The organism is Nocardia sp. NPDC127579 (assembly GCF_042672005.1).
Taxonomy (GTDB): domain Bacteria; phylum Actinomycetota; class Actinomycetes; order Mycobacteriales; family Mycobacteriaceae; genus Nocardia.
The window spans coordinates 1-12,954 of the sequence record NZ_JBHXVZ010000009.1 but is presented as its reverse complement, the minus strand read 5'-3'; the positions used below and the strand labels follow the sequence as shown (position 1 = coordinate 12,954).

13 protein-coding genes are annotated in these 12,954 nt (G+C 68.0%); 8 read left to right on the top strand and 5 right to left on the bottom strand.

Annotated elements, in window-relative coordinates; all coding sequences use genetic code 11:
• Window positions 1–8 precede the first annotated feature (8 nt).
• From ACFVMC_RS26975 to ACFVMC_RS26955, 5 genes are all read left to right on the top strand, one after another.
• On the top strand, window positions 9–611 hold the full coding sequence (locus ACFVMC_RS26975) for a TetR/AcrR family transcriptional regulator (RefSeq protein WP_379214759.1): 603 nt from the start codon (window positions 9–11) through the stop codon (window positions 609–611).
• Between the two features lie 39 nt (window positions 612–650).
• Window positions 651–1,307 carry a LysE family translocator gene (locus ACFVMC_RS26970; RefSeq protein ID WP_379214757.1) on the top strand — a complete coding sequence of 219 codons (657 nt, stop codon included), beginning with the start codon at window positions 651–653 and terminating at the stop codon, window positions 1,305–1,307.
• Window positions 1,308–1,335: 28 nt separating this feature from the next.
• Window positions 1,336–3,339: a maltotransferase domain-containing protein gene (locus tag ACFVMC_RS26965; protein ID WP_379214756.1), complete on the top strand. Its 2,004-nt coding sequence runs from the start codon at window positions 1,336–1,338 to the stop codon at window positions 3,337–3,339.
• A complete protein-coding gene (glgB, locus tag ACFVMC_RS26960) occupies window positions 3,336–5,504 on the top strand; it encodes a 1,4-alpha-glucan branching protein GlgB (protein WP_379214754.1) in 2,169 nt (722 codons plus the stop codon). The genes ACFVMC_RS26965 and glgB overlap by 4 nt, the downstream gene beginning before the upstream one ends.
• Window positions 5,505–5,655: 151 nt before the next feature.
• Complete coding sequence (locus ACFVMC_RS26955; protein ID WP_379214753.1) at window positions 5,656–6,264, top strand: AAA family ATPase; 609 nt, start codon at window positions 5,656–5,658, stop codon at window positions 6,262–6,264.
• A gap of 171 nt (window positions 6,265–6,435) precedes the next feature.
• Here ACFVMC_RS26955 and ACFVMC_RS26950 read toward each other — a convergent pair whose 3' ends face one another.
• From ACFVMC_RS26950 to ACFVMC_RS26940, 3 genes are all read right to left on the bottom strand, one after another.
• Window positions 6,436–7,284, bottom strand: a complete 849-nt coding sequence (locus tag ACFVMC_RS26950) for a tetratricopeptide repeat protein (protein ID WP_379215325.1) — start codon at window positions 7,282–7,284, stop codon at window positions 6,436–6,438.
• Between the two features lie 61 nt (window positions 7,285–7,345).
• Window positions 7,346–7,732 carry a DUF3817 domain-containing protein gene (locus tag ACFVMC_RS26945; RefSeq protein WP_379214751.1) on the bottom strand — a complete coding sequence of 129 codons (387 nt, stop codon included), beginning with the start codon at window positions 7,730–7,732 and terminating at the stop codon, window positions 7,346–7,348.
• Between the two features lie 38 nt (window positions 7,733–7,770).
• Window positions 7,771–8,949: an acetyl-CoA C-acetyltransferase gene (locus ACFVMC_RS26940; RefSeq protein WP_379214750.1), complete on the bottom strand. Its 1,179-nt coding sequence runs from the start codon at window positions 8,947–8,949 to the stop codon at window positions 7,771–7,773.
• Window positions 8,950–9,047: 98 nt separating this feature from the next.
• Here ACFVMC_RS26940 and mce point away from each other — a divergent pair, with 98 nt between their 5' ends.
• On the top strand, window positions 9,048–9,521 hold the full coding sequence (mce, locus tag ACFVMC_RS26935; RefSeq protein WP_379214748.1) for a methylmalonyl-CoA epimerase: 474 nt from the start codon (window positions 9,048–9,050) through the stop codon (window positions 9,519–9,521).
• An 86-nt stretch (window positions 9,522–9,607) separates the two neighbouring features.
• Window positions 9,608–10,606: a hypothetical protein gene (locus ACFVMC_RS26930; RefSeq protein WP_379214747.1), complete on the top strand. Its 999-nt coding sequence runs from the start codon at window positions 9,608–9,610 to the stop codon at window positions 10,604–10,606.
• A 290-nt stretch (window positions 10,607–10,896) separates the two neighbouring features.
• Here ACFVMC_RS26930 and ACFVMC_RS26925 read toward each other — a convergent pair whose 3' ends face one another.
• Both ACFVMC_RS26925 and nucS read right to left on the bottom strand, forming a co-directional pair.
• A complete protein-coding gene (locus tag ACFVMC_RS26925) occupies window positions 10,897–11,214 on the bottom strand; it encodes an ATP/GTP-binding protein (protein ID WP_379214745.1) in 318 nt (105 codons plus the stop codon).
• Window positions 11,215–11,223: 9 nt separating this feature from the next.
• Window positions 11,224–11,907 (bottom strand): endonuclease NucS, encoded by a 684-nt coding sequence (nucS, locus tag ACFVMC_RS26920; RefSeq protein ID WP_379214743.1) that lies wholly within the window; start codon window positions 11,905–11,907, stop codon window positions 11,224–11,226.
• 125 nt (window positions 11,908–12,032) lie between these two features.
• Between nucS and ACFVMC_RS26915 the strand changes: the two genes are divergently transcribed.
• Window positions 12,033–12,857, top strand: coding sequence for a GNAT family N-acetyltransferase (locus ACFVMC_RS26915; RefSeq protein ID WP_379215323.1), 825 nt, complete (start codon window positions 12,033–12,035; stop codon window positions 12,855–12,857).
• The last annotated feature ends 97 nt before the right edge of the window (window positions 12,858–12,954 follow it).

Here is a 12,954-nt window from a genome sequence, read left to right as displayed (position 1 = left end):
GATTCCGAATGGCGAGCACCCTGCGCACCCAGCAGCGCGAGGCGACCCGGCGCACGCTGCTGCGCGAGAGCCGCCGTCTTTTCGCGGCGAAAGGCTATGGGGCGGTGGGCCTCTCGGAGATCGTCAGCGCCGCCGGAGTCACCAAGGGCGCGCTCTACCACACCTTCGCGGGCAAGACCGAGGTCTTCCGCGCGGTACTGGAACAGGTGCAGCACGAGGTCGGCGAACGTGTCGCCGCGGCCGCCGACGCCGAACCCGACCCCTGGCGCCAACTGCGCACCGGCTGCGACACCTTCCTCACGGCCTGCACCGACCCCGATATCCAGCGCATCATGCTGATCGACGGCCCCGCCGTCCTCGGGTGGCACGAATGGCGCGCCCTCGACGAAGCCGGCTCCGCCCGCCACCTCGGCGAGGCGCTGCAAACCCTGGTCGACGCGGGCATCCTGCCGCCGCAGCCGATCGGGCCGCTGACCCATCTGCTCTCCGGCGCGATGAACGAGGCCGCCCTCTGGCTGGCCACCACCGACGACCCCGCCGCCCTGCCCGACACCCTCGCCACCCTGCACCGGCTGCTCGACGGCCTCCGCGATCGACCTGCGGCGCAATAACCCCTGGCCGTCCGGGCCGCCCCGTGTCAGCATCGATCGATGCCGCACTGGGTCCACGTCCTCCCGCAATTCCTGCTGGCCAGCCTGATCCTGGCCGCCCTTCCCGGCCCCGCGACGGCACTGTTCCTCCAGCGTTCGGTGCGCGACGGCCGCAAGGCCGGGCTGGCCGCCGTCGCCGGGAACGAGATCGGGGTCTTCGGCTGGACGCTCGCAGGCGGCGCCGGACTGTCGATGCTGCTGGTGGCCAACCAATTGCTGAACACCGCCCTGCACATCGTCGGCGCGCTCGTGCTGATCTGGCTCGGTGTGCAGGCCTGGCGTGGCACTCGGGGCGACCGCGAATTCGACGGCGGCTCCGATCGGCGCCGGCCCACCGGGCCGCTGCCCGCCGGCCGCACGCCCGGCTCGGCGTTCCGGGCCTCGCTGTTGTCCATCGCCGCCAATCCGAAGGCCGCGGTATTCGGGCTGACCATCCTGCCGCAGTTCCTGCCCGCGACCGGGCCGGTACTGCCGACGGTGGTGATCCTGGCGGTGATTCAGCTGGTCATCGACACCTCGTGGTGTGTCATGGTGGTGCTGGCCGCGGACCGGGCGGGCGAGTGGCTGCGCCGCGGCGGCATCCGCCGGCGCGTGGAGCGGGCCCTCGGAGCGATCTTGGTCGCGCTCGGCCTCGGTCTGGCCGCGGACGCACGCTGAGGTCGGCGCACCCGGTAGGTTGGTCCGGGTGACCGGCCGCATCGCCATCGATGACACCGCCCCCTCCGTCCCCGGCGGATATCCGGCCAAGGCCGTGGTGGGTGAGGTGTTCCCGGTGCGGGCCGTGGTGTGGCGCGAAGGCCACGACGCCGTCGCGGCCACGCTCGCGGTGCGCGGACCGGGATCGGCGCGAGTCACCCGGATTCCGATGGAACCCGACTACGAACCCGACGTCTGCAATGCCGTCTTCGTACCGCACGAACCGGGCGCCTGGACCTTCCGCATCGAAGGCTGGAGCGATCCGATCACCACCTGGCGGCACGCGGTCGAAGCGAAACTCGCCGTCGGACAGAGCGCGGCCGACCTCGCCAACGATCTGGAACTCGGGGCGCGGCTGCTCGACCGAGCCGCCCAGGCCGTGCCGAAACAACAGTTCGAACGACTGCGCGCGGCCGCGGCCGCGCTGCGCGGCGACGAGCAGCTGCCCGCCCGGGTGGCGCTCGCGTTCAGCGCGGAGGTCACGCGGATCGTGCGCGCGACACCGTTGCGCGAGATGGTCACTCGCGGACCGCAGCACACCGTCCTGGTCGAGCGCCGGCGGGCGCTGTTCGGCTCCTGGTACGAGTTCTTCCCACGATCCACCGGCGGCCGGGACGCCAACGGCATTCCCGTACACGGCACCTTCGCCACCGCCGCCGCGGAGCTGCCGCGCATCGCCGGCATGGGCTTCGACGTCGTCTATCTGCCGCCGATCCACCCGATCGGCGAGGTGAACCGCAAGGGCCGCAACAACTCCCTGATCGCCGAACCCGGCGATGTCGGCTCGCCGTGGGCCATCGGCTCCGACGCGGGCGGGCACGACGCCATCCACCCGGCGCTGGGTACCGAGGACGACTTCGCCGAATTCGTCGGCGCCGCACGGCGATCGGGACTCGAAGTCGCACTGGATCTGGCGCTACAGTGCGCGCCCGACCATCCGTGGGTGGCCGCGCATCCGGAGTGGTTCACCACCCTGCCCGACGGCACCATCGCCTTCGCCGAGAACCCGCCGAAGAAGTACCAGGACATCTACCCGGTCAACTTCGACACCGATCCCGACGGCCTCTACGCGGAGATCCTGCGCGTGGTGCGACATTGGATCGCCCTGGGCGTCACCATCTTCCGGGTCGACAACCCGCACACCAAACCCGCCGACTTCTGGGAGTGGCTGATCGCGCGGGTGCGCCGCACCAATCCCGAGATCATCTTCCTGTCCGAGGCGTTCACCCGGCCCGCCCGGCTCTATGGTCTCGCCCGGCGCGGATTCACCCAGTCCTACACGTATTTCACCTGGCGCGTACACAAGTGGGAGCTGACCGAATTCGGTCTCGAATTGGCCGCCAAGGCCGACGAGGCCAGACCGAACCTGTTCGTCAACACCCCCGACATCCTGCACGAGAGCCTCCAGCACGGCGGGCCAGGCATGTTCGCCATCCGCGCCGCCCTCGCCGCGACCCTGGCCCCGACCTGGGGCGTGTACTCCGGCTTCGAACTCTTCGAGCATCAGGCGGTGCGCCCGGGCAGCGAGGAGTACCTGGATTCGGAGAAGTACGAGCTGCGCCCGCGCCCGTTCGCGGCGGCCCTGGCGCGCGGAGAGTCCCTGGAGCCGTGGATCACCCGGCTCAACGAGATCCGCCGCAACCATCCGGCGCTGCAACAGCTGCGCTGCGTGCACTTCCACCAGATCGACAACGACGCGCTCATCGCCTACTCCAAGATCGATCCGGCCGGCGGTGACGCGGTTCTCGTGGTGATCAACCTGAATCCCTTTGCCGCCGAACAAGGATTCCTATCCCTGGATCTGCCCGCCATCGGCCGCGAATGGCACGACCACCCCGTGGTGACCGACGAGATCACCGGCGAGGAATACCACTGGGCGCAGCGCAATTTCATTCGCCTGGATCCGGCCGGAGCCGCCGCCCACATCATCGCCCTGCCTCCGGTCTCGCAGTCGGCCCGCACCGCGCTGGCCTACCGCAGGACCTTCCGATGACCATTCCCCGCCGAGATCTACTGCTACTGGCGGCGGGGACGCACACCGATCCACACACCGTGCTCGGCGCGCACCCGCACCCCGACGGCACCGTCGTGCGAGTGCTGCGCCCGCACGCGGAGACGGTCGCCGTACGGGTGGACGGGCTCGAACATCCGCTGAAGTCCTGCGGCCACGGTGTTTTCGCGGCGGCGCTGCCGTATCCGGAGCTCCAGGACTATCGGATCCGCACCACCTATCCGGGCGGGCAGACCATCCTGGACGCCGACGGCTACCACTTCCTGCCCACCGTCGGCGAACTCGATCTGCACCTGATCGGCCAGGGCCGCCACGAACGCCTGTGGGATGTGCTCGGTGCGCACCCCCGGCGCTACACCACCCTCGACGGTGCGGTGACCGGCACCTCGTTCGCGGTGTGGGCACCGAATGCGCGGGGCGTCACCGTCTTCGGCGATTTCGACAGCTGGGGCGGGCAGACCGCGCCGATGCGGGCACTCGGCAGTTCGGGTGTGTGGGAGGTATTCGTGCCGGGTGTCGCACCGGGCACCAAGTACAAATATCGCGTGCACGGCGCCGACGGCCGCACGGTCGACCACGCCGACCCGCTGGCCTTCGCCACCGAGCTACCGCCCGCCACCGCCTCGGTCGTCACCGAGTCCGAATTCACTTGGCACGACCAGGATTGGCTGCGCCGGCGGGCCGACACGGATCCGACCCGCGCACCGATGAGCATCTACGAGGTGCACCTCGGTTCCTGGCGGCCCGGGCTCGGGTACCGCGAAATCGCCGACCAGCTCGTGGAATACGTGCGCGAGCTGGGCTACACGCATATCGAGCTGCTACCCGTCGCGGAACATCCCTTCGGCGGCTCCTGGGGCTACCAGGTCACCTCCTATTACGCGCCCACGGCCCGATTCGGCTCGCCCGACGACTTCCGCGCCTTCGTCGACCGCATGCACGCCGCGGGCATCGGCGTGCTGCTCGACTGGGTGCCCGCGCATTTCCCACGCGACGAATGGGCCCTGGCCCGCTTCGACGGCACTCCCCTCTACGAGCACCCGGACCCGCGCCGCGGCGAGCAACTCGACTGGGGCACCTACGTTTTCGACTTCGGCCGCAACGAGGTGCGCAACTTCCTGGTCGCCAACGCCCGCTACTGGATCGACGAATTCCATCTCGACGGACTGCGGGTCGACGCCGTGGCCTCCATGCTGTACCTGGATTACTCACGCCCCGAAGGGGATTGGGAACCCAACGTGCACGGCGGCCGGGAGAATCTGGAGGCCGTCGCCTTCCTGCGCCAGCTCAACGACACCGTGCACCGGCACCATCCGGGTGTGGTCGCGATCGCCGAGGAATCCACCACCTGGCCCGGCGTCACCCGCGGAATCGACGTCGGCGGCCTCGGATTCACCATGAAATGGAACATGGGCTGGATGCACGACACCCTCGGCTACCTGCGCCGCGACCCGATCCACCGGACCTGGCACCACAACGAGCTCTCCTTCTCGCTGACCTACGCCTGGAGCGAGAACTACGTGCTGCCGATCAGCCACGACGAGGTCGTGCACGGCAAAGGCACACTGTGGACCCGGATGCCCGGCGACGATTTCACCAAGGCCGCCGGCGTCCGCGCCCTGCTCGCCTACATGTGGGCGCACCCCGGCAAGCAGTTGCTGTTCATGGGCCAGGATTTCGGCCAGTTCCGGGAATGGTCACACGACCGCGGCCTGGACTGGCAAGAACTCGAAAACCCACTGCACCAAGGCATTACCGCCACCGTCCAGGCTTTGAACCGGGTATACCGCGCGCACCCGGCACTGTGGACGCAGGACACCACCCCCGGCGGCTACTCCTGGATCGAAGCCGACGACCGCGACCGCAATGTCTTCGCGTTCCTGCGCCACGGCTCCGACGGCTCGGTCGTCGCCTGCGTCTACAACTTCTCCGGCGCCGCACACACCGACTACCGCCTCGGCCTCCCGCTCCCGGGCGAATGGACCGAAATCCTCGACACCGACGCCGTCGATTTCGCCGGCTCCGGCCTCACCCCCCGCGGCACGGCCGCGACCGACGAAATCCCTTGGCACGGCCGCCCGCACTCGATCATCACCCCCCTCGCCCCGCACAGCGCCGTCTGGTTCGCCGGACCGGCCACACCGTAAACCGCAGCTGTTGCGATCACCTGGATCAACAGCCGGTTCGGCAGCGGCGAACCGGCATTCGAACTACGCCACCTCACCAGCGAACGCGCGACCGTCACCCAGCATGCTTCGGCCGGGGATCCACGACCAACTCGCCGGTACTGTGGCGATCATGCTCGTGTGGATCAACGGACCGTTCGGCGGCGGTAAGACCCAAACTGCGTTCGAGTTGCGCCGCCGCCTGCACGGCAGTGTCGTCTGTGATCCCGAGTTCGTCGGCTACGGTCTGCATCGCAGCATGCCCGCCGAGCTGCGCGGCGACTTCCAGGACCTGCCCGCCTGGCGTCAGGGTGTCGTCGAAGTCCTGGATCTGGTGCTGAACCAACACAAAGGCGTCGTGATCGCCCCGATGACCGTGGTGCATCCGGACTATTTCGCCGAGACCGTGGGGCGCCTGCGCGAAATCGGCCACGATGTAAGGCATTTCGCGCTGCTGGCCGAACACGATACCGTCCGCGAACGCCTGCGTGGCCGCGGCCTGCCGGGCATGCGATTCGGCCTCCGATTCGAAACGTTCGCCCTCGAACGCATCGACCACTGCCTCGAGGCGCTCCAGCGCCCCGAGTTCGGCGAGCACATCCACACCGATCACCTCGGAGTCGCCGCGGTGGCCGACCGTATCGCCGCGTCCGCAAACCTCACCCTCACCCCCAACACGGACAGCGCACTCCGCACGCGCCTTCGGCAAGCCCGCGTCACCCTGAGCCATATCCGCCTCTAGCTCCCCCCGACTCGAGGCCCAACCGGCTAGCCGACCCACGCCGGAGCGCATCCACACGAGTTTTCACGACTCTGCACACCCCTATGCGTATGTGCAGTGGCGCAAAGAGCTGTGAAGTCACCGGCTGGCGTGTGATGTGGCTTCGGCTAGGTACTGGTTCTGATGGTGCGGCTAGTACAGGGCGGTGGCCAGTTTGCGGCGGGCGGCGACCACGAATGGCTCGGCCTTGTCGAACAATTCGAAGAGTTCGAGCAGGCGGGTGCGGGCGGTGGTGCGGTCGTCGCCGGCGCTGCGCTTGATCAAGGCGATCAGGCGGTCGAAGGCGGCTTCGGGGCGCTGGTTGAGCATGTCCACGTCGGCCGCGTTCAAGGCCGCCGCGACATCGGCGGGGTCGGCGTCCGCGACGGCGATGGCCGAATCGGGGATGGACTGGGCCCGCGCCAGGAAGCGCAGTTGGCGCAGCGCGGCCTTGGCTTCCTCATTGCCGGGCTCGGCGGCGATGATGGCCTCGTAGGCGGCTTCGGCGCCGGCCAGGTCGCCTCGCTCCAGCGCCTCCTCGGCGGCGGTGAAGCGCGGATCCTCGGGTTCGGGCTGCGGTTCGCCCGTGCCCTCCAGCTTGCCGGCGACCGCATCGATCACCGCGTCCAGCCACTGCCGCACCTGCGCTTCGGGCTGAGCGCCCTCGAAATCCGCGAGCGGGCGGCCGCCGGCGATCGCCACCACGGTCGGGATGCCCTGCACCTGTAGCGCCTGCGCGATCCGCATATTGGTTTCGGCCTCGACGGTGGCCAGCGCCCAGCTGCCGCCGTCGGCTTCCACCAGACGTTCCAGGGTGCGGACCAATTCGACGCTGCCGGGGCTGCGCTGCGAGTACAGCGCGACCACAACGGGCACCTGCGCCGACCGGCGCAGCACCTGCGTCTCGAAATCGGCCTCACCGACCGCGTAATCGCCGCCGGGCGCACCGGCCGCGCCCGCGGGCGGCTGCTTCAGACTGGACAGATCCACCGCACCGGACATAGCGGCGGCAACGGCGGGCGAAGGACGGCGTGCGGCAGGTCGATTCACGGTTCCCAGTTTGTCACGAGGAGACGACGGCGGCTTGCCCGGATCCCGTGGGCGCGGCACTGAGCTCGCCGAGCTGGCCCGTGCGCTGGGCCCAGACCTCGAAGATCACCGTGAACAGCGGCGGACCGCTGGACACCAGCGCCAGCACGATGGTCTTCCAGTGCCAGCCGAGCTCACGCGCGGCCAGCAGGGTCATCAGCAGGAACAGCACGAAGATGGTGCCGTGCACCGGGCCGAAGATCTTCACGCCGATCTCGTTGCCAGCGGGCAGACCGAACCAGCCGTACTTGAACGCCATACCGGTCAGCAGACCGACCCAGGAAATCGCCTCGAGGACGGCGATGAACCGGAAGCGTTTCGCGACAGTGCTCAGGTCGAAGAAATTGCCCATGCCCATCATTCTGCCGTATGCACTACGACAAGTCGTAGTTGGCCGCGTCACACTCGGACGATGAGGGCGTCGCCCTGACCGCCGCCGCCGCACAGCGCGGCCGCGCCGACACCGCCACCGCGACGCTGGAGTTCCAGCGCCAGGTGCAGCACGATGCGAGCGCCGGACATACCCAGCGGGTGACCGATGGCGATCGCACCGCCGTTGACGTTCACCTTCGCCGGATCGATGCCCAGCTTGCGGGTGGAGGCGATGCCGACGGCGGCGAACGCCTCGTTGATCTCCACCAGATCCAGGTCGGCGGGCGAGATGCCCTCCCGCGCACAGGCTTTGGCGATGGCATTGGCGGGCTGATCCTGCAACGTGGAGTCCGGCCCGGCCACCACGCCCGCCTTGCCGATCTCGGCGATCCAGGTCAGGCCGAGCGCCTGCGCCTTCTCCTTGCTCATCACGACCACCGCGGCCGCACCGTCGGAAATCTGCGAGGCCGTGCCCGCGGTGATGGTGCCGTCCTTGCGGAACGCCGGGCGCAGTTTGCCCAGCGATTCGACGGTGGTGTCGGCGCGAATGCCCTCGTCGGCGCCCACCACGACCGGGTCGCCCTTGCGCTGTGGCACCTCGACGGGCACCACCTCGTTGTCGAAGACGCCGTTCTTCCAGGCCGCCGCCGCCCGCTGATGCGAGGCGGCCGCGAACGCGTCCTGCTCCTCGCGGGTCACCGTGTCGGTGTCGTTGCGGGTCTCGGTGAGCGCGCCCATCGCCTGGTCGGTGAAGATGTCGTGCAGGCCGTCGTAGGCCATGTGGTCGCGCAGCGTCACATCGCCGTACTTGAAGCCCTCCCGCGACTTCTCCAGCAGGTGCGGCGCCTGGCTCATGGATTCCTGGCCACCCGCGACCACGATCTCGTACTCACCCGCGCGGATCAGCTGATCCGCCAGCGCGATCGCGTTGATACCGGACAGGCACACCTTGTTCAGGGTGAGCGCCGGGACATCCATCGGAATGCCCGCGGCCACGGCCGCCTGCCGCGCCGGGATCTGCCCTGCGCCGGCGGTCAGCACCTGGCCCATGATCACGTAGTCGACCTGCTCGGGCGCGACGCCGCCGCGCTCCAGGGCCGCCTTGATGGCGAAACCGCCGAGGTCGGAACCGGTGAAGCCCTTCAGACCGCCGAGCAGCCGGCCGACGGGGGTACGAGCACCGGAGACGATCACGGTTGTGGTCACGACTAGACCTCGCTGTTCTCTGCAATCAGGGCGGTAACTACTCCACGGTAACCGGTATGCCTCCCCCGCGGACGCGCAGGGCAAGCTACCTTCGAGTAGTGAGCACCGCTTCGAATCAAACCGGTTTCATCCCGGGCGACTACGTCATCGCCGTCGATCACGTCGGCATCGCCGTTCCGGACCTGGACGCCGCTATCGCCTGGTACGCCGAGAACCTCGGCATGGTGGAGACCCATCGCGAGGTCAACGAGGCCCAGGGCGTGCACGAGGCCATGCTCTCGCTGCCCGGCGCCGCCGACAATGCGACTGCCATCCAGTTGCTGGCTCCCGTCGACGCCGAGTCGACCATCGCCAAGTTCATCGATCGCAGCGGACCGGGTCTGCAGCAACTGGCATACCGGGTCACCGACCTGGAGGCTGTCTCTGCCTATTTACGTGATCGAGGTCTGCGTTTGCTGTACGACGCCCCCCGGCACGGAACAGCCGATTCCCGCATCAATTTCATCCACCCGAAGGATGCTGGCGGTGTGCTGATCGAGTTGGTCGAGCCGAACCCGAATCTTACTCACTAGTACCAAGATCGGGCCCGGAAAGTTCTTCGGAATCACATTCGCGGTCGAGTCACCATGACCTTCGATGAGGCTGTAGTTTGTGTGCCATGTCGTCACCTGAGTCCGATCGCAATCGCTTCGTTGCACTGCCCTTCACCGTTGTGCGCAAGGGTTATGCGCAAGACGAGGTACGCAACTACTTCGACCGCTTCGACGCCGAACTAAGGGTCACCGCTACCGACCGGGATGCCGCCGCGGCGCAGGCCCGGAACCTCGCAAGCCAGCTGGAGGACGCGCGGGACGAGATCGACGAGCTCCGCAAGGAGGTCGATCGCCTCTCGGTCCCGCCGACCACCGCGGAAGGCATGTCCGACCGTATCTCGCGCATGCTGCGCCTGGCCTCCGACGAGGCCTCCGAGGTCCGCGCCCTGGCGCAGGCCGAGGCCGCCGAGATGGTGTCGATCGCCGAACAGCAGGCGACCGAGATGCGCGGTAAGTACGAGTCCTTGCTCGCGGAGACCAAGGAGAAGCGCGAGGCGCTCGAAATCGAGTTCGAGCAGACCCTCGCGAACGCGCGTACCGAGTCCGCCAAGATCATCGAGGCCGCCCAGGCCGAGGCCGATCGCATCGGCAAGGAAGCCGACGCCAAGCGCAAGGCGACCCAGCAGGACTTCGAGGTCACCATGGCCGAGCGGCGCACCAAGCTCACCCGCGCCATGGAGGAGCTGGAGGCCACCAGCCGCGCCGAGGCCGCGCAGCGGATCAAGGACGCCACCGACGAGGCCAACCGCCTCATCACCTCCGCCACCCAGACCTCCGAGCGCAAGATCGCGCACGCGAAGGAACTGGCCGAGGAGATGCGCGTGCTGCGCGGCCGGGTGCTGGCCCAGCTGCTCGGTATCCGCGGCCAGCTCGACTCGGTGCCGGCCATGCTCGCGGCCGTCAACCGGGAAAGCGAACTGCTGGACGGCGTTCCGGATCAGCGCAAGTCGATCGGCGGCAATGCCAAGCAGGTCACCGGTTCGCGCGCCAAGGCCATCCCGGAGGTCGCCTCCGAGGATGAGGACATCGACGCGGACGAGCGTGAAGGCGCCGACATCGCCTGACCTATTCGGATCACCGGGCGACGACGCAAGTGGGCGATGCAGTGACAACTTCACACGCGGCCCCGCACTAGAAGCCACAGGGCCGTAACACAATTCGCATGAAGGCCGCTCCCGAGAGGGGGCGGCCTTCCTAATTTCCGCCGCCCGGGAGAGGGCGTTTCACTGTCACATACGTCCCGAAACCGACCCAGGTGTATGTGGCAGATGGGGCCTACGGTATATCTAGATAACAGAAGGCCCTTGCTCGTTTGCTAGACGCGCCTGATGACGACCCCGCCGCGCGGTGATGCTCATGACCACCGTCTCGTTATGCGGCGGGTTTGGCGTCCATTCCAGCAGCCGCGGTGCCAGTGCCTACGATCAGCTTCCCCACCGTAAGACGGCCAAGCCACGATATGGGCTACGCCAGGAACGATTTCGTGGTCACAGCCGGGGCAGCGGTAGGTCTTGGTAGCGCGGCTGCCGGGAATGGTACGCACGACATAGGATTCACCGTCGGGACCTTCGACGGATCTGCCCAGTTCGAAGCCCGCCGGGAAATCGGCTTCGAACCCGTCTTTACCGGACGCGGTCTTCCGGGACGGTGGGCGCGGTTTCCGACGAGGCATAGCCAAAGCCTAGAACAGGCGGAATTCGCTGCTCTCCGTGCCACGCAGGGCGTCGTAATCGAGGGTGAGGCACCTGATTCCACGGTCCTCGGCCAGCGTCTTCGCCTGCGGCTTGATCTGCTGGGCCGCGAACACTCCGGCGACCGGCGCCAGCAGCGGATCCCGGTTCAGCAATTCCAGATAGCGGGTGAGCTGTTCGACGCCGTCGATCTCGCCGCGCCGCTTGATCTCCACGGCGACCGTGGCGCCGTCGGCATTACGGCACAGGATGTCCACCGGGCCGATGGCGGTCATGTATTCGCGGCGGATCAGCGTGAAGCCGGGGCCCAGCGTCTCGATGTGCTCGGCCAGCAGCTCCTGAAGATGCGCCTCCACACCGTCTTTCACCAATCCCGGATCGATCCCGAGATCATGGGTCGCGTCGTGCTCGATCTCCTCGAGCGTGATCCGCAGTTCTTCCCCTGCCTTGTTGGTGACCACCCACAGGGCCTTCGCGCCTTCGGGCGCGTCACCGTCGCGCTCCTCCAACCAGCACGGCGGGCTCATCCAGTTGAGCGGCTTGTAGGACCCGCCGTCCGAATGGACCAGCACCGATCCGTCGCTCTTGATCATCAACAGTCGCTTGGCCATCGGCAGATGAGCGGTCAGCCGACCCACGTAGTCAACCTGGCAACGAGCAATCACAAGGCGCACCGGTCGAGTCTAGGCCCTGACCGCGGCCCGCTTCGACGCACCCGGCGCTCGTCCGCGAGCACGCCGGAAATGGCTGGCCAGGCGCACGGGCCGCGCACTACGCTGCTTCGATGACCAGCGGATCCCTGTTCTGCGGTATCGAACTCGCCGCACGTATCGAACGCGCCGAGACCGATCTGATCGCCACCGGTAGCGCGGCGGCGTCGGAACGGCTGGGCGGCGCCGGCTTCACCTTCGCGTTCGCGGGTGGTGTCGCGGCCTTCGCCGAACCGGGTTCGCCGCTGAACAAAGTGGCCGGACTCGGCTTCGACGGCCTTCCCGGCCCGGCCGAGCTCGACGATCTCGAAAAGCGCTACGCGGCCGTGGAAACACCGGTTCAGATCGAGCTCGCCCAGCTGGCCGACCCAGCCCTGGCCGAACTGCTCACCCGCCGCGGATACCGGCTCGTCAACTTCGAGAACGTACTCGGCCGCACACTGAGCGAGCACAACGCGGCAATCGTCCCGTCCGGCATCGAGGTACGCCCCAGCGACGACACCGAATTCGATATCTGGCTCGATGTAGTCGCCGACGGCTTCGCCCACCCCGACGGCCAGGGAGTCGTCTCCCACGAGGATTTCCCCCGCGACATCATTGCTGCCGCCATGCGCGATCTCACCGCCGCCGCCGGTGTCCGGCGCTATGTGGCAATCCGGGAGGGCCAGCTCGCCGGTGCGGCCAGTCTCCGTCTCGCCGATGGCATCGCCCAGCTCACCGGCGCCGCGACCCGGCCGGAGCACCGCCGCCACGGCATCCAATCCGCGCTGCTGTCAGCACGTCTCGCCATCGCGGCCACCGCGGGCAGCGAGATCGCCGTCATCACCACCCAACCCGGCTCCAAATCCCAGCACAACGCGCAACGGAGCGGCTTCGATCTGCTCTACACCCGCGCGATCCTGGTCAAGGACTAATCGCGTAAACGCAGGAAGGCCCCCAACAAAATGCTGGGGGCCTTCCGCAAAAATGTTCCGGCGGTGTCCTACTCTCCCACACCCTGTCGAGTGCAGT